The sequence below is a fragment of the Tessaracoccus sp. MC1756 genome (assembly GCF_014164735.1).
Lineage (GTDB): Bacteria > Actinomycetota > Actinomycetes > Propionibacteriales > Propionibacteriaceae > Arachnia.
Map to the genome: position 1 here is coordinate 14,960 of NZ_JACJFZ010000008.1, position 19,458 is coordinate 34,417.

General features: G+C 66.3%; 22 protein-coding genes, 1 tRNA gene and 1 pseudogene. 10 read left to right on the forward strand and 14 right to left on the reverse strand.

Annotated elements, in window-relative coordinates; genetic code table 11:
• Positions 1-77: 77 nt before the first annotated feature.
• Positions 78-686, forward strand: coding sequence for a translation initiation factor IF-2 N-terminal domain-containing protein (locus H5393_RS13700; RefSeq protein WP_182767135.1), 609 nt, complete (start codon positions 78-80; stop codon positions 684-686).
• Positions 687-865: 179 nt separating this feature from the next.
• Here H5393_RS13700 and istB read toward each other — a convergent pair whose 3' ends face one another.
• The gene (istB, locus tag H5393_RS13705; RefSeq protein ID WP_182767136.1) at positions 866-1,642 is read right to left on the reverse strand and encodes an IS21-like element helper ATPase IstB; all 777 of its coding nucleotides are present in this window, start codon (positions 1,640-1,642) and stop codon (positions 866-868) included.
• Positions 1,642-2,793, reverse strand: a complete 1,152-nt coding sequence (istA, locus tag H5393_RS13710; protein WP_370586001.1) for an IS21 family transposase — start codon at positions 2,791-2,793, stop codon at positions 1,642-1,644. The genes istB and istA overlap by 1 nt, the downstream gene beginning before the upstream one ends.
• Here istA and H5393_RS14960 point away from each other — a divergent pair.
• Positions 2,675-2,932 carry a hypothetical protein gene (locus H5393_RS14960; RefSeq protein WP_370586002.1) on the forward strand — a complete coding sequence of 86 codons (258 nt, stop codon included), beginning with the start codon at positions 2,675-2,677 and terminating at the stop codon, positions 2,930-2,932. The genes istA and H5393_RS14960 overlap by 119 nt on opposite strands.
• 30 nt (positions 2,933-2,962) lie before the next feature.
• On the opposite strand, the gene H5393_RS13715 is transcribed toward H5393_RS14960, so the two are convergent.
• From H5393_RS13715 to H5393_RS13740, 6 genes and pseudogenes are all read right to left on the reverse strand, one after another.
• Positions 2,963-4,147, reverse strand: coding sequence for a Fic family protein (locus H5393_RS13715; RefSeq protein ID WP_182767138.1), 1,185 nt, complete (start codon positions 4,145-4,147; stop codon positions 2,963-2,965).
• A 183-nt stretch (positions 4,148-4,330) separates the two neighbouring features.
• Positions 4,331-4,456: pseudogene (locus H5393_RS13720) on the reverse strand (transposase); the annotation flags it as partial.
• A 7-nt stretch (positions 4,457-4,463) separates the two neighbouring features.
• On the reverse strand, positions 4,464-4,694 hold the full coding sequence (locus H5393_RS13725) for a helix-turn-helix domain-containing protein (protein ID WP_182767139.1): 231 nt from the start codon (positions 4,692-4,694) through the stop codon (positions 4,464-4,466).
• Between the two features lie 71 nt (positions 4,695-4,765).
• A complete protein-coding gene (locus tag H5393_RS14965; RefSeq protein WP_182767140.1) occupies positions 4,766-5,884 on the reverse strand; it encodes a site-specific integrase in 1,119 nt (372 codons plus the stop codon).
• A 234-nt stretch (positions 5,885-6,118) separates the two neighbouring features.
• A tRNA-Ala gene (locus H5393_RS13735) sits at positions 6,119-6,191 on the reverse strand.
• Between the two features lie 261 nt (positions 6,192-6,452).
• Positions 6,453-8,162 (reverse strand): glycerol-3-phosphate dehydrogenase/oxidase, encoded by a 1,710-nt coding sequence (locus H5393_RS13740; RefSeq protein WP_182767141.1) that lies wholly within the window; start codon positions 8,160-8,162, stop codon positions 6,453-6,455.
• Positions 8,163-8,303: 141 nt separating this feature from the next.
• Between H5393_RS13740 and H5393_RS13745 the strand changes: the two genes are divergently transcribed.
• Entirely contained in the window at positions 8,304-9,278 is a 975-nt protein-coding gene (locus H5393_RS13745) for a sugar-binding transcriptional regulator (RefSeq protein WP_182767142.1), read from the forward strand.
• A gap of 69 nt (positions 9,279-9,347) precedes the next feature.
• The gene (locus H5393_RS13750; RefSeq protein WP_182767143.1) at positions 9,348-10,283 is read left to right on the forward strand and encodes an enoyl-CoA hydratase/isomerase family protein; all 936 of its coding nucleotides are present in this window, start codon (positions 9,348-9,350) and stop codon (positions 10,281-10,283) included.
• Positions 10,284-10,340: 57 nt separating this feature from the next.
• On the opposite strand, the gene H5393_RS13755 is transcribed toward H5393_RS13750, so the two are convergent.
• Positions 10,341-10,682, reverse strand: a complete 342-nt coding sequence (locus H5393_RS13755; RefSeq protein WP_076061672.1) for a hypothetical protein — start codon at positions 10,680-10,682, stop codon at positions 10,341-10,343.
• A gap of 157 nt (positions 10,683-10,839) precedes the next feature.
• On the opposite strand from H5393_RS13755, the gene trxB reads away from it, so the two are divergent.
• From trxB to H5393_RS13785, 6 genes are all read left to right on the forward strand, one after another.
• Positions 10,840-11,784 (forward strand): thioredoxin-disulfide reductase, encoded by a 945-nt coding sequence (gene trxB, locus H5393_RS13760; protein WP_182763107.1) that lies wholly within the window; start codon positions 10,840-10,842, stop codon positions 11,782-11,784.
• A gap of 90 nt (positions 11,785-11,874) precedes the next feature.
• The gene (gene trxA / locus H5393_RS13765) at positions 11,875-12,192 is read left to right on the forward strand and encodes a thioredoxin (protein WP_076061668.1); all 318 of its coding nucleotides are present in this window, start codon (positions 11,875-11,877) and stop codon (positions 12,190-12,192) included.
• A gap of 80 nt (positions 12,193-12,272) precedes the next feature.
• Positions 12,273-12,779 carry a hypothetical protein gene (locus H5393_RS13770; RefSeq protein WP_182767144.1) on the forward strand — a complete coding sequence of 169 codons (507 nt, stop codon included), beginning with the start codon at positions 12,273-12,275 and terminating at the stop codon, positions 12,777-12,779.
• On the forward strand, positions 12,776-14,080 hold the full coding sequence (locus H5393_RS13775; RefSeq protein ID WP_370585999.1) for a PLP-dependent aminotransferase family protein: 1,305 nt from the start codon (positions 12,776-12,778) through the stop codon (positions 14,078-14,080). The genes H5393_RS13770 and H5393_RS13775 overlap by 4 nt, the downstream gene beginning before the upstream one ends.
• Positions 14,081-14,094: 14 nt before the next feature.
• On the forward strand, positions 14,095-15,027 hold the full coding sequence (locus H5393_RS13780) for a D-alanine--D-alanine ligase (protein WP_182767145.1): 933 nt from the start codon (positions 14,095-14,097) through the stop codon (positions 15,025-15,027).
• The gene (locus H5393_RS13785) at positions 15,024-15,707 is read left to right on the forward strand and encodes an SURF1 family protein (protein WP_182767146.1); all 684 of its coding nucleotides are present in this window, start codon (positions 15,024-15,026) and stop codon (positions 15,705-15,707) included. The genes H5393_RS13780 and H5393_RS13785 overlap by 4 nt, the downstream gene beginning before the upstream one ends.
• A 16-nt stretch (positions 15,708-15,723) precedes the next feature.
• Here the strand turns inward: H5393_RS13785 and H5393_RS13790 are convergent, their stop codons facing one another.
• The 5 genes from H5393_RS13790 to H5393_RS13810 all read right to left on the reverse strand — a co-directional run bounded on the left by H5393_RS13790 (position 15,724) and on the right by H5393_RS13810 (position 19,408).
• On the reverse strand, positions 15,724-16,113 hold the full coding sequence (locus H5393_RS13790; RefSeq protein ID WP_182767147.1) for a DUF3817 domain-containing protein: 390 nt from the start codon (positions 16,111-16,113) through the stop codon (positions 15,724-15,726).
• 54 nt (positions 16,114-16,167) lie between these two features.
• A complete protein-coding gene (locus tag H5393_RS13795) occupies positions 16,168-17,055 on the reverse strand; it encodes a ParB/RepB/Spo0J family partition protein (protein ID WP_182767148.1) in 888 nt (295 codons plus the stop codon).
• Entirely contained in the window at positions 17,055-18,038 is a 984-nt protein-coding gene (locus H5393_RS13800; RefSeq protein ID WP_182767149.1) for a ParA family protein, read from the reverse strand. Before H5393_RS13800 ends, H5393_RS13795 begins: the two co-directional genes overlap by 1 nt.
• 157 nt (positions 18,039-18,195) lie before the next feature.
• Positions 18,196-18,840, reverse strand: coding sequence for a 16S rRNA (guanine(527)-N(7))-methyltransferase RsmG (gene rsmG / locus H5393_RS13805; RefSeq protein ID WP_182767150.1), 645 nt, complete (start codon positions 18,838-18,840; stop codon positions 18,196-18,198).
• A 94-nt stretch (positions 18,841-18,934) separates the two neighbouring features.
• Positions 18,935-19,408, reverse strand: a complete 474-nt coding sequence (locus H5393_RS13810; RefSeq protein WP_182767151.1) for a R3H domain-containing nucleic acid-binding protein — start codon at positions 19,406-19,408, stop codon at positions 18,935-18,937.
• Positions 19,409-19,458: the final 50 nt, after the last annotated feature.

Sequence of the window (19,458 nt, forward strand, 5' to 3'; positions counted from 1 at the left end):
CGGTCGTGCTCGTGCGCTACGCCTAGGGCGCTACGCTCATTGCGAGGCTGACCCGGTGTCGAGTGAAGGGGCCCGACGTGCTAAAGATCCGAGTCCACGAGCTGGCCAAAGAACTGGGCACCACCAACAAGGAACTGTTGGCCAAGGTGCGCGCAACCGGCGAGACGGTGCGAGGACCAAGCACAGTGTTGAAGCATGACGCGGTGGAGAGGATTCGTCACCTCTACAAGAAGGGCGGGACCCCCTCCACCACACCTGCACCCGACATCGACCCGCGTGACGCGGACCGGCTCAAGGTCGCACGCGCGAAGGTGGAACTCGGCATCGCTAACGACTATGACCTCCACGTCCTTCGCTTGGCCGAGCAGCCCATACAGCTGTTGAGTATGCCCACGCACAAACCCGGACCCCCCAACGACACCAACTCCCCCCGCCCTCGGCGGAAGCGGGGAATCACGAAGGCAAAGCGCCAGCGGCAGCTTAACAAGGCGAAGAAGCTCGCAAGCGAGCCTCGAGCCGAAGCACAAGCGAGGGCTGCCCAGCGGAGGACCGAGCGAGACCGCCAACGGATGTTCAGGGAGGTGGCCATGCAGTCAGCAGGCGGCCAGTCGCCGCGCCGCCCCGACTGGCGCGTCGGATCCATTGTTCTAGGAGGTCTACCCAGCCTAGGCAAACGCAGCGGATGAAACTTCCTCGGATCGTGAGATCAGAAGCACGGCGGCGTCCGTCTGCTGGCAGGATCCCTAGCGGTGCCACCTCCCGGTATCGCACCAATACGGGAAGCCGGCCAGGGTTAGGGTCGCTCGTGTCGACGGCGCTTGAATTCTGGTCAGTTCCGGCGGTCGAAGAGTGGACAGTTTCGAGTCTAGTTCTGTTGTTCGGCTTTGATGCTGGGGAGGGTGTCGATTCCTCGGTCTCGGAGTCGGTAGGAGGCTCCCTTGAGAGCGATGACGTCGGCGTGGTGGACGATGCGGTCGATCATCGCGGCGACGACTTGGTCTCCGAACACGCCGGCCCAGGAGCTGAAGGGCAGGTTGCTGGTCAGGATCAGGGAGGCGTGTTCGTATCGGCTGGAGACGAGTTGGAAGAACAGGTTCGCGGCGTCTTGTTCGAAGGGCAGGTATCCGACTTCGTCGACGATGATCAGCTCGTAGCGACGTAGCCGGGCCAGTTCTGTGGCGAGTCGGCCCCGGTTGTGGGCTTCGGTGAGGCGGCTGATCCAGTCGGTGGCGGTGGCGAAGAGGATCCGGTGGCCCTGGTGGGCGGCGGCGACGCCGAGAGCGGTAGCGAGGTGGGTTTTCCCGGTTCCTGGCGGCCCCAGCAGCACGATGTTGCGGTGCTCGGCCAGCCAGGCGCCGGTGGCCAGCTGGTGGATCGGTGCTCGTGCGCTGGGTTGTTGGTCGAAGTCGAAGTCATCGACGGTCTTGACTGCGGGAAGTCCGGCGGCGCGGATCCGGAGTTGGGCGCCGGAGGCGTTGCGGGCTGCGACTTCTCGTTCGAGGACGGCGGCGAGGTAGTCCTCGTGGCTCCAGCCGGCGTCACGGGCGTGGTCTGCCAGCCGGGCCGCGGTTTCGGTGATCCTGGGCGCTTTCAGCGCCTGGGCCAGGTAGGTGATCTGCTTCAGCGTGTCAGTGGGCTTCATCACAGTCCCTCCAAGCCGAACGCGCGGTCGTAGTCGGCCAGGTCCCGAACCAGATCTGGTTCCGGGGCGACGGGCCGGGGTTGTTGGAACGCTCGCCGCAGCGCTGCGGCGCTCTGGACGTGGGCAGGGTCGGTGATCGTCACCGACCGGCCCCAGCAGCGGCGGTGTTCGGCCACCAGCCTGCCCGCGCAGCGGACCCTCACGGTGTCGAGATCGGCGGTCACGTCGACCCGGGCGCCGATCACCGACGGGTCAACGGAGTAGTCACAGCTGTCGAGGCGGACGTAGTAGTCGCGGCCCAGCCTGACCTGGTTGCGCCAACCCAGGTGCAGCACCGACGGCGGCAATACTCTCATCTTCGCCAGATCCACTGGAAGGAGGTCGACTGGGCTGGTCTTCAACGTCCGAACGGTGCGGGCGTTGGCCACGGTGAGCCAGTCACGCAACTGGGCGTTGAAATCGGCCGGGGAGTCGAAGTGACGCCCGGGCATGAACGAGGTCTCAAAGAACCCGTTGCGGCGCTCGACGATGCCCTTCGACTCCGGATCACGCGGCTTCAAAAGCACGATCCTGGTTCCCAAGGTACCGGCGAACACCGCAGCCGGCTGCGTCAACCGGCCCCTGCCGATGCCTGCCTCATTGTCCCAGATCAACCGACGTGGAACCCGGCCGATCTCTCCCAGGAGAGCCCACATCCCCAGCAACAGATCAGCAGTGGTCCGGGTCGGGATCATCCGGGCCAGCATGAACCTCGAGTGCGCCAACGTCATCACCAACACCGGCAACAGCTTCCGGCTCCCATCCTCCAGCAACAACTTCCGCGGCGGGAACCACAGGTCACACTGCGCCGCATCACCTGCGGCCCACACCAACCGGTCAGCCGGATCCACCACCCGGTGCTCGCTGCGGAGCCGGTTCACGTTGTCCCTGAACCAGCGGATCGAACCAGTCCAGCCGACCCGCTCGGCCACCACCGTCGCCGGCATCTCCGGGGTCTCGGCCAGCAGACCCCGAACCCGAGCCTCGAACGGCGTGAACGAGGTCACCTCCGCCGGTCTGCGTTCATACCTGGGAGGCGCATCCGAGGCGATGGCCCTCAACACCGTCGTCCTCGACACCCCCAACCTCTTCGCGATCCTCGCCTTCGGCACACCCTCGGCCGCCAGCCTGCGGATCAACGCCCAATCCTCCATAGTGATCACTCCTCAATCGTTGATGAGTGTCCACTTTTCGAGCGCCGAAACTGTCTACTTTTCGAGCGCCGTCGACACCATCTGGAGGGCTGCTTAGAGGTCTGCGTTTCCGGCAGGGCCGCGCAGGTCAGCCACTGCTGAACGTTCGTCGTCCTGCCCGTTCGGCGAAACGATCAAGTGCCGAGAGCAGGTCTGGGACGGTCCAGACCCTGACGCCACCGATCGGCTTCTCGACACGTATCACCCCGTTCTCGGCCAGACGCTCAAGGATCCGGTAAACGCTGGGCACCGATACTCCGAGGTCGGCCACCATCTCGGCGGTGAGCGCCGGCTCGGCCGAACACAGATCCGCAACCTTCATCAGGTTCGCAGTACGCCGGTCAGCCGTAGCCAGAATGCGGCCGCGAAGATCGTTGATGTCAGACCGCAGGATGTTCGCATTCTCGATGGCCCGACGACTGGCCTCGACGAAGGCCTCGACGATCGGCGCAACGTCTCCGCCCCGGTACGCGGTCAGCGCCGCGAAGTACTCCTCCGTGTCCGCCAGGAGACCCGACGAGATCGGCACCGTCATCCGAGGAGACACCCCACGATGCCGAAGAATCGACGACACGAGAGCCCGGCCGGTTCGCCCGTTGCCATCTGTGAACGGATGAATGGTCTCGAACTGGGCGTGCGCGACCGCGGCCTGCACCATGGGCTGCAGATCGGTACGGCGCGCGAACCAACACAGGTCGTCGATCGCCGGCTCCACCTGGCCGTGCGGGGGTGCCACGAATGTGGCGGTCACTGGAGACCGGCCGCCGACCCACACGGTCTCGTCGCGGAACCTGCCGGCATTGGCTGGATCGTCCCCGCCGTTGAGTCGCTCATGCATGGCCCGAATCGTGTTCGGGCTGATCCTGTCGGCCAGCTCGACGGCTGCCCGCATCGCGTCGGTGTTGGCGGCAATCATCACGGCGTTGGCTCCGGTCCTGCCACCCAGGGACGCCAGGGCGATCGCCCGCGCTCCGGCGGTCAGGTTCTCGATCTGCGAACTCGAGGCGGACTCGGTGCGCAGCAGGACCGACGCGAACGGGACGCCCCAGGACGCCGATTCGGCGTCGAACGCCCGGATGTCTGCACAGACCTGGTCCGCATCGCCCGCCAGCGCGGGATCCACCCGCGGCTCCAGGTCGCCAATGACCGCGGGAACCGCAAACCGGAAGGTGCCCCGGTTCAAGGCACGCTGGCGCCTGCTGGCAGCCGGATCATCGGCATGCCACGACCCCTCGATGTATCCAACGCCCGGCCAGGCGTCCCCGTTCTCCATGTGCTCCGCGTCCTCCTAATGAGAGAATCGTAGCTCGTGACTCTCATTAGTGACCCTGATGAGAAAAAATGCAAGGCTCACTCTCACTAGCCCCTCGGGGCATGCACTTGGTCGACCGGCGAACTGTCAGTCGAGGTGAGCGGTCGAGCTCCTTCACGCGGACCCTAGTCAGTCGCGGGATACACCGGTAAATCCGTCCATCGCGACCACTTCGATCCCGTCGCGCCAGGCTTGGGGGCGGGCGGCGAGCCAGGTCTTGAACACCTGTTTCGAGCGACCCTCGACCATGTCCAGCAGCCGCCCCCACCCGATTCGCTCAACCAGCCAAGGTCTTGAGGCCGCCGGCGCTAGCAAGCACGAGCTCGTCCAGCTCATCCAGGTCCACCATCACCCGACGTCCCACCCGGTACCGAATCAAGGAACCGTCGCTGAAGCGTCGGGTCAAGGTCTTGGGATGGACTCTGATGTACTCAGCCGCCTCCTGGAGGGAGGCCCAACGCCGGGCCCCGGCCTTCGACGTGCGGGCAGAGCTGTTACGGGTGCTCATCTACGGATCCTCTCGCTCATACCCCTATGAACCCCAGCCGGGCGCGCCCACCGCGAGGATTCGGCCCCATCTCATGCCACGACCACGGTGAGGCCCTTGAGGGCTTCGTCCTGCTTGGGGCCAACGCTCTCGACTCGGCGTGGAAAGACGCGGCTGTAGACCTCGAGCGCCATGCGGGAATCGCTCCACCCCAGCAGGAGCATGACTTCGGCGATCGTGTACCCCTCGCTGAAGAGCCACGCGGCGTACGAAGCACGAAGGTCGTGCAGCGTGATGTGGTCCTCCTTCGGCACCGGAAGACCCTTCCGCCACAACCGGCGCCGCTCCGCCTCCGGGGTCCGCAGCCCCATATTGGCCAGTGCCCTGTTATGACGCCGGTCGGCCTCGGCAGGCCCCATCGGCTTGCCATTTCCGACGGTGAACACGAGCTGCTCAGGCGACCGTGGGTGCAACGCCAGGTGATCCTGCAGGATCGTCACCAAGGTGGTCGACATGGGCAGCGAGCGGATGCCAGCCGACGTCTTGGGAACCTTCACACCCACGCGGTAAGCATCGCCGTCCTTGCCGTACTCGACGGCTTGGCGAATGAAGATGCGCTGCCCCTCCAGATCGAGATCCATTCGACGCAGACCTCGGACCTCGCCCGATCTCAACCCGCCTAACGCCACCGTCGCCAGCATCGCCACGTGCTGAGGCTCGGCGGCCTGGAGATAGCGACGCACATCGTCCAAGTCGAACACGTGACGCTGCTCCATCGCCTTCGTCTGGCGCGGGATACCCACCCCCGCGGCGGGGTTCTTGTCGATCCATCCCCAGTGGGTGGCCTTCGTCAACAACTCATTGAACAAGGCCAGGGTGGACCGGTCACGGCGCCGTTCAGCGCCCAGCGGACCCTGACGCCACTGCCACACGTCATCGTGGGTGATGCTCTTCACGTCACGTTCGGTCCCCCAGTGGGGCACGATCCGCAGCCGCCAGTCCTGTTCGTAGGCCGTCGCCGTGGAGAGGGCCAGCGGCCGGGGCCGCTGGGCCAGGAAGCGTTCATAGGTCTCCTGAAGAGTGTGTGACTCCGGCCTCTGGGCCGCCTCCTCTTCAGGAGAGAGCCACTCGCCTCGTTCGATCGCCCTCTGCTGGAGTCGCAGCCAGTGCTCGGCGTCGCTCTTGTGCGTGAAGGTCACAGGTGCCTTCACCCGCTCGCGCCCTACCAGGTCAGGATGCTCGAAGCTCGCTTGGTACCGCTTGCTGGGTAACCGTCGGATCAATCCAAAACGTCTCATGACTGTAAGAACCCCTCGCATCCGGGGCTGAGGCGTGCAACGAACGTGCAACGAGAAAGCTCTCTGGTGTCCCTCTGAGGGCACTTGGGTCCAAGGTGAAACAAGTAAACTCCCTAGTCAAAGGCGTTTGACTAGGGAGTTCTGCTGTGGAGCATAGGGGACTCGAACCCCTAACTTCCACCTTGCAAAGGTGGCACTCTACCAATTGAGTTAATGCCCCGAAGTGCGCGTGGCAAGTATAGGGGCACTTCCGGCCGACAACCAAAGCTGCGACGGGCGGGGCCACCGGCTGGTGGAGAGGCCACCCATCCCGGCCACGCCGAATCTGGATCTGAGGTGGTGGACCGCCCCAGATCCAGATTTGGGGCCACCCAGCGTCGGGAGCCTCGCCCTCCGGATCCAGATCTGAGGTGGCGGACGGCCCCAAATCTAGATTTGGGGCCACCCCGGCCTCAGGAGCCAGGACCCAGGGGCAGAAGCGTCAGACGATGTCCTCGGCCTTCACCCGCTCCGCGGATGCCGCCTCGTCGGTGCTCTGCTCTTCCGCAGCGAGCTCCGCCGCGATCCGCGCCCGGTAGTTGGCCTTCTCCTCCTCAGTCTTCCCAGCGTCCCAACCCAGAGCGGCAGCCGCGACCTCGGCGACCTCGTCGACGGCGGCGCCACCGCGGTCACGCGCCTCGGAGTTGAGGCGCACCCGGGCAATGAAGATGTCCTCCAGGTGCAGGGCGCCCTCGACGGTGCAGGCGCGGTGCACCTCTGCCTTGAGGAACTGCGGGGCGGCCGCGAGGGGCTCACCCAGGGTCGGGTCCTCGTCGATGGTGGCCAGGAGCTCCGGCAGCTCGGATCCGTAGCGCGACAAGAGGTGCTGCATCCGGTCCGCGTCGAACCCGTACTTGGCGCCCAGGCGACCCGCCTGGTTGCGCACGGCGTCGAGACCGTCGGCACCCAGCAGCGGGAGGTCGAACGTCACCGACCGACGGGTCTTGGCGTCGGACTCCCCCAAGGCAAAGTCCACGGCGTCCTCAGCCATCACGCGGTAAGTGGTCAACTTGCCGCCGGCGATGGCGACCATGCCCGGGATGACCTCCGTGACGGTGTGTTCGCGGGAGACCTTCGTCGACTTCGACTCGTCCAGAACCTTCGGCTGCAGCAACGGCCGGAGGCCGGCGTAGGTGCCGATGATGTCGTCGCGGGTCAGCGGTCGGGCCAACACCTCGTTGGCGTGGGCCAGCACGTAGTCGATGTCGGCCGAGGTCGGCACGGGGTGCTTCAACTGCTCGTGCCAGGCGGTGTCGGTGGTGCCGATCACCCAGTAGTGCTGCCACGGGATGATGAACAGCACAGACTTCTCGGTGCGCAGGAACATGCCGGCCTTCGCCTTGATCCGCTCGCGCGGGATCACGATGTGGATGCCCTTGGACGCCAGCACCTTCAGGCCGCCGGTGCCGCCGGCCATGTCCTGGGTCTCTTCGGTCCACACGCCGGTGGCGTTGATGATGCGCTTGGCCTTGATGGTCAGCTCGTCGCCGTTCTCCAGGTCCACCGCCTTCACACCGCTGGCGTGGCCGCGGTCATCCTTGAGGATGTCGGTGACCCGGACGCGGCTTGCAGCCTCGGCGCCGAACTTGGCGGCGGTGCGGATCAGCGTGATGACCAGGCGCGCGTCGTCGACCCGTGCGTCATAGAACTCGATGGCGCCGGTCAGCGCCGACGGCTTGATGTCGGGGAAGTGGCGCATGGCGCCCTTCTTGGACAGGTGCTTCTGCAGCGGCACGGTCTTCTTGAAGCCGGCACCGATGACGGCGAGCGCGTCATACATCCCCACGCCGACGGCGGAGTAGGCCCGCTCGATCACCGGCGTCTTCAGCGGCCACAGGAACGGCTGGGCCTCGACGAGGTGCGGAGCGATCACCGTCAGTAGTCGGCCGCGCTCCTTCAGCGCCTCCGCCACCAGCTTGAAGTCCAGGTTGTACAGGTAGCGCAGGCCGCCGTGCACCAACCGCGAGGACCGCGAGGACGTACCCGAGGCCCAGTCCTGTCCCTCGATGACGGCGGTGCGCAGGCCTCGCGCGGCTGCGTCCAGCGCGATACCTGCACCCGTCACACCGCCGCCGATCACAAGGACGTCGAAGGTTTCTGACGACATGGCCGACAACGAGGCGGCACGCTGTTGGGGGGTCAAGACGGTCATGAGGGCTCCTTTGCTCCTGCCCAGCTTCACCCCGCTGCACGATGTTTGCAACAGCGGTGCACGTTTGTGCACGCGGCGCTCTAGGATGAGGGAGGGGTTGCACCACTGACGTAGGCAAACCCCGCTGAGAAGGGGGAACGCATGGCGGAGGCGACAACCGAAACATTGCTCAAGGTGGCGCAGATGTACTACGTCCAATCAGAGACGATGGACGCCATCGCGCATCTGATGGGCGTGTCACGCTCCACCGTCTCACGACTCCTGAAGGAGGCCCGCGACCGTGGCCTGGTGCGCATCTCCATCACGGATCCAAACCGCCCACTGAGCCGGATCGCAGACCTGTTCCGCAAGCACTTCAACGTGGACGCCCACCTGGTGCAGGTCCGTCCCGGCGCGAGCAACATCTTCCGCCTCGACCAGGTCGCCCGTCTGGCCGCCAGCGTCGTCAGCGACGCGGTGACCAACGGCGACATCGTCGGCGTGGCCTGGGGCACCACCACCTCGGCGATCGCGGCCCACCTGAAACCCCGCGAAGTGAGCGGCGTCACCGTGATCGGACTCAACGGCGGCGCCAACTCCCAGACCACCGGGCTGCCCTACGTCGGCAACATCCTCCACCGCTTCGCCAACGCGTTCCGTGGACAGGAGCAACTGATGGCACTCCCGGCATTCTTCGACGACCCGCGCACCCGCGAGGCGATGTGGCGGGAGCGCTCCACCCGCCACATCCTCGCCGTCCGCGCCGAGTGCAGCGTCGCGCTCTTCGGCGTCGGCGGCCTCGACGCCGAACTGCAGAGCCACGTCTACGCCTCCAACTACCTCAGCCGGGAGGACCTCGACTCCCTGGTGCGCGACGGGGTGGTCGGCGACATCTGCACCGTCATGCTGCGCGAGGACGGGTCCTACCGTGACCTGGAGATCAACCGTCGGGCCACCGGCATGACCCCGGTCGAACTGCAGCGCATTCCCCGTCGGATCTGTGTCGTCAGTGGCCTGGCGAAGGCGGCCCCCGTGCTGGGAGCCTTGCGCGCGGGCGTGGCCACCGACCTGGTCATCGACGAGGACACGGCCCGGGCCGTACTGCACAGGATGAACCCCTCGCTCAGGCTGACATGAACATGACATGAGCGGTTTGAAACCCTCCGCTTTTCTTCTGCATGCCGCGACGGCGTTAACCTGTGCAGCATGTCCGATTTCATCCTCACCGAGGTGACCGATGGCATCGCCCGCATCACCCTGAACCGTCCGAAGGCGATCAACGCCCTGACGGCCGACATGATGACGGCGATGTACGAGGCGCTCACGCAGTGGCACCACGACGACGACGTGACCGCCGTCGAGATCGCCGGGGCCGGCGACCGCGGCTTCTGCGCCGGCGCTGACGTCCGCGCACTGTCCGCCGTCGTGGCACAGGGCGGGGCCTTCCTGACCTTCCTTGAAACCGAGTACGCCCTCGATATGCTCATCGCCAACTACCCCAAGCCGGTGACCAGCTTCATGCGCGGCATCACCATGGGTGGCGGGCTCGGCCTCGGAGGTCACGCGGACCGTCGCATCGTCTACGCGGACACGGTCATGGCCATGCCGGAAACCAAGATCGGCTTCTTCCCTGACGTCGGCATGATGCTGCACCTGGCGCGCGCACGGGCGGTGGGTCGCCACGTCGCTCTCACGGCCGCCACGTTCACCGGTGGCGACGCGCTGCTGTTGAACCTGGCCGACGAATCGGCCGACGGCCCCCTGCCCGCTCCGCTGTTCGAGGCCGCCTGGATCCAGGAGTGCTACGAATCCGACGATCCGGTGGAGATCGCTCGCATGCTGGAATCACATCCCGACGAGGCCGCCCGGCAGGCCGCACGCGAACTGCGCGCCCGCTCCCCCTTCGCCGTCCACGTGGCCATGCGGGCGCTGCTCCGCGCCGAGCGGCTGGGGCTGAGCGAGGTCCTCGACCAGGATCTCCGTCTGGCCGAGTCGGTGCTCACCGTTGACTTCGTCGAGGGTGTCCGCGCGCTGCTGATCGACAAGGACAACAACCCGCAGTGGCGCTGGAAGACTCTCGAAGAGGTTCCGCAAGAGGCGGTCGACGCCGTCTTCGCGTACCGCTCCAGCTGGAACTACTGACCCCCTGACAGAGAGACGGCCCGTCGCATGACGGGCCGTCTCTCTCGCTTCTTTCGGTCAGGGGCGCGGCCTGCGGAGGGCCATGGCGACATTGACGAGCACGATGCCCGTCCACACGAGCAGCATGCCCAGGAAGCCCGACATGGATCCTGAGATTGCAGTCAGCGGAATGGCCATGACCAGGGACACGATGCCCACGGCGATCCGTCCGCTCTGACCTGCCCTGGCTGCTTCGGCCTCCTGCCGGCTGGCCACCATCTCCGCCTGGAAGCGCCGCTCCACCGTCGCCTCGATCTTGCGGGCCAGCGAGTCCACGAGAGCCGGCTCGATGTCGGCCCCCATCTCCTTGCGGACCCCGAGCGCGGCGTGCAGATCTTCGCGAGACAGTTCTTCAGACATGCTCCGACCCTAGTCCTGCGGCGACCGGCTGGGTATAGGGCGCAACCCTTACCGCGCCCTTATCCCCGGGGGTATCGCAACGCCTCCTGAACGGAAGCGGCGATCTTGGCGGCAGCGCCTAGGATGGGGCCAATCCCTCCACCTCCAGGAAGTGTGCATGTCCGAGATCCACGACGTCATCATCATCGGTTCCGGCCCCGCTGGCTACACCGCCGCCATCTACGCGGCGCGCGCCAACCTGAAGCCGGTCATCTTCGAGGGCGCGCTGGATTCCGGCGGCGCACTGATGAACACCACCGAGGTGGAGAACTACCCGGGCTTCGCGGAGGGAATCGACGGCCCGGACCTGATGATCGAGATGCGGAAGCAGGCCGAGCGCTTCGGTGCCCAGCTGATCACCGACGACGTGACCGCCGTCGACCTGACCGGTGAGGTCAAGATCGTCAAGGACTCCGACGACACCGAGTACCGGGCGAAGACCGTCATCCTGGCCATGGGGTCGGGCTACCGTCGTCTCGGGCTCCCGGACGAGGACCGCCTCTCCGGCCGGGGCGTGTCCTGGTGCGCCACCTGCGACGGCGCCTTCTTCCGCGACAAGCCCATCGCCGTCATCGGCGGCGGCGACTCCGCCATGGAGGAGGCCACCTTCCTGTCGCGCTTCGGCTCCAGCGTTGTCGTCGTCCACCGCCGCGACGAGCTGCGCGCCTCGAAGATCATGGCCGAACGCGCCATGCGCGACCCGAAGATCTCCTTCGCGTGGAACAGCCACATCAAGTCCATCAACGGCGACACCTCCGTGCAGTCGATCACCCTCACGGACAAGAACACCGGTGTGGACCGCGACCTCCAGGTCAACGGCGTCTTCATCGCCATCGGCCACGACCCGCGCTCCCAGCTGGTCAACGGCCAGGTGCACCTCGACGCCGAGGGCTACGTCCTCGTCGAGGGTCGCGGCACGGCCACCAACCTGCCTGGCGTCTTCGCGTGCGGAGATCTGGTGGACCACACGTACCGTCAGGCGATCACCGCCGCCGGCTCAGGATGCGCCGCCGCCCTCGACGCGGAGCGCTACCTCCAGGAACTCGCAGACGCTCAGGCGTAAGCTGCACTGCAGCCTGCTCTGTAGAATGACGGGGTTTTCGACTCCGCCGGCAGAGCAGGCGGCGCTCAACCAACGTGCAAGGAGAATTCCGTGGCAGTGACCGACGTGACGGAGAATACGTTCGCCGACGAGGTGCTGATGGCTGACAGCCTGGTGATCGTCGACTACTGGGCAGACTGGTGTGCGCCCTGCAAGCAGATGTCGCCCATCCTCGATGAACTGGCCGCCCAGTACACCGACGTGAAGTTCGTGAAGGTCGACACCAACACGAACCCCAACCTCGCCGCGCAGCAGGGCGTGCTGTCCCTGCCCACGCTGCAGTTCTTCCAGAAGGGCCGCGTCGTCAACTCGCTCTCGGGCGCCAAGACGAAGAAGGCACTCACGAAGGCCATCGACGAGCTGCTCTGATGAGCCCCGGCGGTCACCCTGGACCCACCGAAAGCTGGACGGCAGTTTCGCCTGAGCCTCCGGTGGATTCGAGGCCGCCCATGCCCCCCTGGGTCAAGCCCGCGCTCGCCGGTGGGGTGGGTGTGCTCCTGCTCGCCGGTGGGCTGATCGGCGGCAGCCTCGCGGAGCGCCCGGAGCAGACACCTTCCCCGTCAGCGAGCCCCTCGCCGGCCTTCCCCCTGGACACCCCACTGGTGGTGGACGATCTGGTGCGCGGCGAATCGAGCGAAAGCACCGGCCCCGGCCCAGCCAACCAGCGCATCGTGCAGGCAGACTACACCGACGGCGAGAACACCGTCGTGTTCATCCTGTCGTGGCCTGAGCCGGATGTCGCGGAGTTCGTGGCCAACGCGGGCATCGAGATCGATGCCCAGACCCCATCCCCCACCGGAGGCTCTAGATACTGTGGGGTCTCCGAGGACACCGGCGAATCGGCGTGCGGTGAGGTGATCGACGAAGTGGGCGTGCTGCTCGTGTCAGTCACCGAACAGAGCGAAACCGCGGTCGCCGAAACCCTGGACCGCTTCAAGGAGGCGATCGGCCAGTGACCGACAACACCCGTCACGACACCCGGCTCGACCGGTTCGTCGACAACTACGCAGAGCGAACCAACGGCATGCGCGTCTCAGCCGTGCGCGCGCTGTTCGCCGTTGCCAACCGGCCGGAGATCGTCTCGCTCGCCGGTGGCATGCCCAACATCGCCGACCTTCCGCTGCTGGACATCGCGGATTCGATGGCGGAGATGGTGCGCACCCGCGGTATGCAGATCATGCAATACGGCTCCGGCCAAGGCGAGCCGGAGTTCCGCGAGCAGATCCTCGACGTCATGGCCCTCGAGGGCATCACTGCCCATCCCGACGACATCGCGATCACCGCAGGTTCGCAGCAGGGCCTCGACCTGGTCACGCGCATCTTCTGCAACCCCGGCGACGTCGTGCTGGCGGAGTCGCCGTCGTACGTGGGCGCGCTGGGCACCTTTCTCAGCTACCAGGCCGAGGTGGTGCACGTCCCGTGTGACGACGAAGGGCTCAACCCAGCGGCGCTCAGGGAGACCATCGCGCGGCTCACCGCCGAGGGCAGGCGCATCAAGTTCCTCTACACCATTCCCAACTTCAACAACCCCTCCGGCGTGACGCAGCCCCTGGCACGCCGTCGCGAGATCCTCGAGGTCTGCCGCTCAGGCGGGGTGCTGGTGGTGGAGGACAACCCCTATGGGCTGCTCTCGCTGGACGCCGATCCCACGCCGGCCATGCGCTCCATCGACGAGGACGTCATCTATCTGGGCTCCTTCTCCAAGACCTTCGCCCCCGGCTTCCGGGTGGGGTGGGTGCTGGCCCCGCACGCGGTGCGCGAGAAGTTGGTGCTGGCCCAGGAATCGGCGACGCTGTGCCCGCCCGTGTTCAGCCAGTTCGCCATCGGCAACTACCTGAAGAACCACGACTGGAAACGCCAGGTGGTGGTATTCCGGGACATGTACCGCGACCGTCGCGACGCCATGCTCAGCACGCTCCACGAGACGATGCCCACCGGCACCTCCTGGACCCAGCCCGCCGGGGGCTTCTTCGTGTGGGTCACCCTGCCCGAGGGCCTCGACTCGCAGGCCATGCTGCCCCGCGGGGTGAACGCCCGGGTGGCGTTCGTCCCCGGGTCCGCCTTCTACGCCGACGGTCAGGGCGCGCGCAATGCTCGCCTCTCCTTCTGCTTCCCCCCGGCTGAGCGCATCCAGCTGGGCGTCAAGCGTTTCGCCGACGTGGTGCGGCGCGAACTTGAGGTGATGGCAACGTTCGGCGTGCACACCTCTCCCGTCGACCGACGCATGCCCGCCGGGCCGGCGCCAGACCTGAGCTGACAAGGAGTGATGTTGTGACCGTCATCGTGATTGCAGGTGGCCTCAGCCATGAGCGGGACGTGTCGCTGCGGTCCGGCCGCCGTGTGGCGCAGGCTTTGCGCGACGCCGGCAGGGTCGTCGTGGAGACCGATGTCAACGCGGATCTGGTGGAACTCATGCGCCGCAGCGAGGACGCCGTCGTGGTGCCCATGCTGCACGGCGGCCTGGGCGAGGACGGTGCGCTGCGTGAGGTGCTGGAGGTGCTGGGCGTACCCTTCGTCGGCCCCACTGGCGCCGCTTCCCGGCTGACCTTCGACAAGTCCGTGGCCACCTCTGTGGTGAGGGCGGCCGGGCTCGCTGCCCCGCGCCAGATCGCGTTGCCCCACGACATCTTCCGCGAACTCGGCGCACCGGTCCTCATGGCGGCCATCGGGCAGCAGCTCGGCTACCCGCTCATGGTGAAGCCCGCGCGGTCCGGCTCTGCGCTGGGCGTCACGAAGGTCGACGACGCGGCCGCGTTGCCGTCTGCGCTGGTGGCGGCCTACGCCTACGGTGCGGTGGCTGTGATCGAGCAGTACCTCAGCGGCACCGAGGTCGCCGTGACGGTGCTCGACGAGGGCGACGGCCCCGTCGCCCTCCCCCCGGTGGAGATCCGACCGGAGTCCGGCGTCTATGACTACGAGTCCCGCTACACGGCGGGCGCCACCCGCTTCGTGACACCCGCCCAGCTAGACGACGACGTGCTCACCGCCGCGCAGGAGCTGGCCGTCGCTGTCCACCGGGCACTCGGGCTGCGTCACCTGTCGCGCGTCGACATGATGGTCACCGGGGAGGGGCCTGTGTTCTTCGAGGGCAACGTGGCGCCGGGGATGACCGAAACCTCGCTGGCGCCGTTGGCGTTCGAGGCGGCAGGCCGTGAACTGGGAGAAGTCTTCGCCTCGCTGGTGGACCAGGCGACCCTGCGGTGAGCATCCGCCTGAAGCAGACCCTCGCCATCGTGGCGGGCGTTGTCGTGGCGCTTGTCATGATGTGGCTGGGGGTCTGGCAGATGGCGTCCTACCAGGAATCCACCCGCGACGTCTCCGCTGAGCGCGCCGCAGAGGCCCCCACCCCGCTGTCTGAGGCGGTTGCCTCCGACGGTGTGGTGCAGGACATCTACGGCAAGCGGGTCACGTTCACGGGGGTCTACCTGCCCGAGTACGAGGTGACCGTCGGCTCCGGGTCGCCCTGGCGGGTCCTCACGCTCATGGAGACGGCCGACAGCAGGTACATCGCCGTCGTTCGGGGCTCCGTGGACGCCACCGACGCCAGCGAGGGTATCCCCGCCCCGCCGCAGGGCACGCACAGCGTTGAGGGCATCTTCCTCGCCCCGGATCTACCCGAGGCCAGCGGCAGGGCGCAGGCGGACTACCCTTCTGTCCGCATCCAGGAGCTCGCGCAGGAGTGGCCCTCCCCGTTGATCGCCGGCTACGTCACCCTGCCGGGGGCCGAGTCCGAGGCCCAGGGCCTTGAGGTGGCACGCTTGGTGCTCCCCACGGCCGACGGCTCCCCCACCCACCGCGGCTACGCTTTGCAGTGGTGGGTGTTCGCCGCCGGGGCCATCGTCTTCGGGCTCTACTCGGCCCGTCAGCTCGGCAAGACCGCCTGACGCCGGGCCTTCCGGATCAGGGCCTCTCGGCTGCCCGCAGGGTGGCCCGCACGTTCTTCGTGGCGAAGTGCTCGGCCACGAAGCTCAGGAAGGGCACGGTGCCCGCCGCCATGATGGCGAGGAACCACTTGATCGACCACTTCACCCTGCGCCCCAGGTCGTAGGCGGTGATGAGGAGCACCGCGTACAGCCAGCCGTGCGGAATACCCGTCCAACGCACCACCCGGTCGTCGTCCCAGATGTACTTGAGCGGCATCCCCACGCACACGAGGACGACGAGCAGGATGCCTACAACCCAGGCCATGATCCGGTAGCGGGTCAGCGCGCTCCTCACTCCCTGCACGTCTTCGGTGTCGAGAACCAACTCCTGGGAGTTGTCGACCGGGGTTCCCTCATTGACCGTCATACGGTTTTCCATCCTTATGGTTTTGTCGATATAGCGGTATGTCGTTTTATTTCTTTAGATCTTCCGACCGTCCATGATGGCCATGATTCGGTCCAGATCCTCCCCCGACGCGAACTCAATGGTGATGCGGCCCTTGTTCCGCCCGATGTTGACCTTCACCCGCGTGTCGAAGTGGTCGCTGAGGTGCCCTGAGATCTCCCTCTCGCGTTCGCTGGGCAGTTGCGGCCCGCGCGGGGTCGACTGCCGCCGAGTGGCGCTGTTACGACCGAGGGCCACGATCTCCTCGGTGGACCGTACTGACAGTCCCTCAGCGATGATCCGGTCTGCGAGACGCTCCTGCGCGTCGGGGTCAGCCAGGCCCAGCAGTGCACGCGCGTGGCCTGCGGAGATGGTTCCCGCAGCAACCTTCAACTGCACACGTTCCGGCAGACCGAGCAGGCGAAGCGTGTTGGAGATCTGCGGCCGGCTGCGGTGGATGCGCTGCGAGAGCTCCTCCTGGGTGCAGTCGAAGTCGTCGAGGAGCTGTCCGTAGGCGCGGGCCTCCTCGATCGGGTTGAGATTTGCCCGGTGCAGGTTCTCGAGCAGCGCGTCACGTAGGAGCGCTTGGTCGTCAGTGCCACGGATGATGGCGGGGATGGTCTTGCGCTTGGCCAGCTTGCTCGCGCGTAGACGCCGCTCTCCCATGATGAGCTCGAAGGCGTCACCCACGCGTCGCACCACCACGGGCTGCAGCACGCCGAACGCGCGGATGGATTCAGCGAGTTCCGCCAGGTCGTCCTCGTCGAAGACCGTGCGGGGCTGCTGTGGGTTCGGCCCGATCTTCTGGAGAGGGATCTCCTCGTAAATGGAGCCGTCCTTGAGTTGTTCCGGTGCGGATTCGCCGTCAGTGCGGGCGAACAGGTCCCCAAGACCCCTGCCCAGCCCCGTGTTCTTAACTGCCATCAGGCGTCAGCCCTTTCTGCGCGGTTGGCGATCTCTTCGGCCGCTTCCTGGTACGCGAGGGCGCCCACGTTCTTCGGCTGGTATGTCAGGACTGTCTGACCGAAGCTCGGTGCCTCCGCGATCTTCACCGAGCGGGGAATCTCCACCTCGAGCGTCTCGCTCGGGAAGTGACGTCGCACCTCCTCCGCGACGTCACGCGAGAGGTTGGTGCGGGGGTCGTACATGGTAAGCAGGATCGTGCTGAGCTGCAGGTCGTCGTTGAGGTTGCCCTTGACACGGTTGATGGTGTGCATCAGATGCGAGACGCCCTCGAGCGCGTAATACTCCGTCTGGATGGGCACGAGAATCTCCGTTGCGGCCACCAGCGCGTTCAACGTGAGGAGACCCAGCGACGGGGGACAGTCAAAGAAGATGTAGTCGACCCCGGATTCGTCGATGTAGGTGCGGATCGCGTCACGCATCCGCATCTCGCGGCCACGCTCATTCACGAGCTCCAGTTCGGCCATCGCCAGATCGATGGCTGCCGGCAGGACATGCAGGTTGGGGGAGTGGGGGGATGGCTGGGCATGCTCGATGATGCCGATCTGCTCGGTCAACACCTCGTAGGTGCCCTTCGTGCCCGACGTGTGCTCGATGCCCAGCGCGGTTGACGCGTTCCCCTGGGGGTCGATGTCGACGACGAGGACGTTGAGGCCACCGAGGGCGAGTGCCATGGCGACGTTGACCGTCGTGGTCGTCTTGCCCACTCCGCCCTTCTGGTTCGCCACGACGAAGACGCGGGGCTCCGCGGGGCGGGGGAGTGTGGGCGTCGGCGCCGCATACTCGACCATCTCATCCCCGTACTCCTCCTCGAGGGTGGCCGTCGCGGCGTTGCTCAGCGCTCGGCGTGGTTGTTGGGGTGTTTCACGTGAAACATTGCTGTGGTCCTTCCACAACTCGCTCTCGTCCGTCACCTGCTTGCGCTTACGGAAGAACAAAGCCATTGAGAGGCCTCCTTGGGGATTCGTGAGAACTCTACCCAAGCGGCACGACGAACACGATTCGGCGAGCCGGTTTCACGTGAAACATCCCGTTCCGATGTCATCATCGCTCCTCGGCGGAACATTCCGGGGCCGGGGGCCGGCGAGGAGAGCCTAGGCGTCAGGCGCCCGCGCGCGTCACCCGGATGGCGCGTGTCCCCTCCACGCCGGGAGCCGCCTGCAGCTCCAGAACGTCGGCCCTCAACCGGGTGTTCTTCAGCAGGTTCGCGGCGTTGCGGATCTCGTCTTCGGCCGACGCGCCCTTGAGCGCCAGCAACATTCCGTCAGGGGAGAACAGGGGAGTGGTCCAGCGAAGGAGCTTGTCCAAGGGAGCGACGGCTCGACAGGTGACCACGTCGAAGCGCTCCTTGACCTCCTCAGCCCGAACGCGACGCACCTCCACGCGATCACCGAGCCCCAACTCTTCAACCGCGAGCTCAAGGAACTCACACCGGCGCTGGAGCGACTCGATCAGGGTGATGCGGAGGTCCGGGCGCACGATGGACAGCGGAATCCCCGGCAGCCCCGCTCCGCTGCCGATATCGGCGACATCCAGCCCATGCGGAATGGCATCCACAATCGCGAGCGAGTTGGCGACGTGCCGCTGCCACAGCCTGTCGCCCTCACGGGGCCCCATGAGTCCCCACTCAATGCCTCGCGACGCTAGTGTATCGACATATCGTCTTAACTCTTTCTCACTTTGCGGGTATACCTCGAAAAGGCGTGACGAGACCGTCTGCTCGAGTTCAGACAGGTCGTATTCCATGGGCTCCATAATTCCTCACAATGCCAATGACGAATCGACGGCGGACCCGGCACTCAGCCGAGCCCGCCGTCGAACCAGGACGGGGAGGGCCTGGTCAGGCCTTCTGGACGACAACTCGTCGGTTGGGGGCTTCGCCCTCAGACTCGCTCACGAGGCCGGCAGCTGCCACCTCGTCGTGCACGATCTTGCGCTCGTACGCGTTCATGGGCGCGAGGCGCGCAGGCTCACCGGTCTCCTGCACCGCGGCGATCGCGTCCTTGGCCAGCACGATGAGTTCGGCGCGGCGACGGGCGCGGAACCCGGCCACATCGACCATCAGGCGCGACCGGTTGCCGGTTTCGGTCATGACAACCAGGCGCGCCAACTCCTGGAGGGCTTCGAGGACCTCGCCGTCCTTGCCCACGAGCTGCTCGGAATCGGTGTCGATGGCCACGTAGGCGCGGCCCTCCTGCACCGAGTTCTCGATGTCGCCGTCCAGGTCTGCGATGTCGAGGAGCTCTTCAAGGTAGTCGGCGACCAGGTCGCCCTCGGCCATCAGATCGGTGTCTTTGTCGGACATTGCGTCCATCCTTATCTCTCAGGTCGGAGGCCCGCGTCGGCCGTGGCGTACACAGCCGC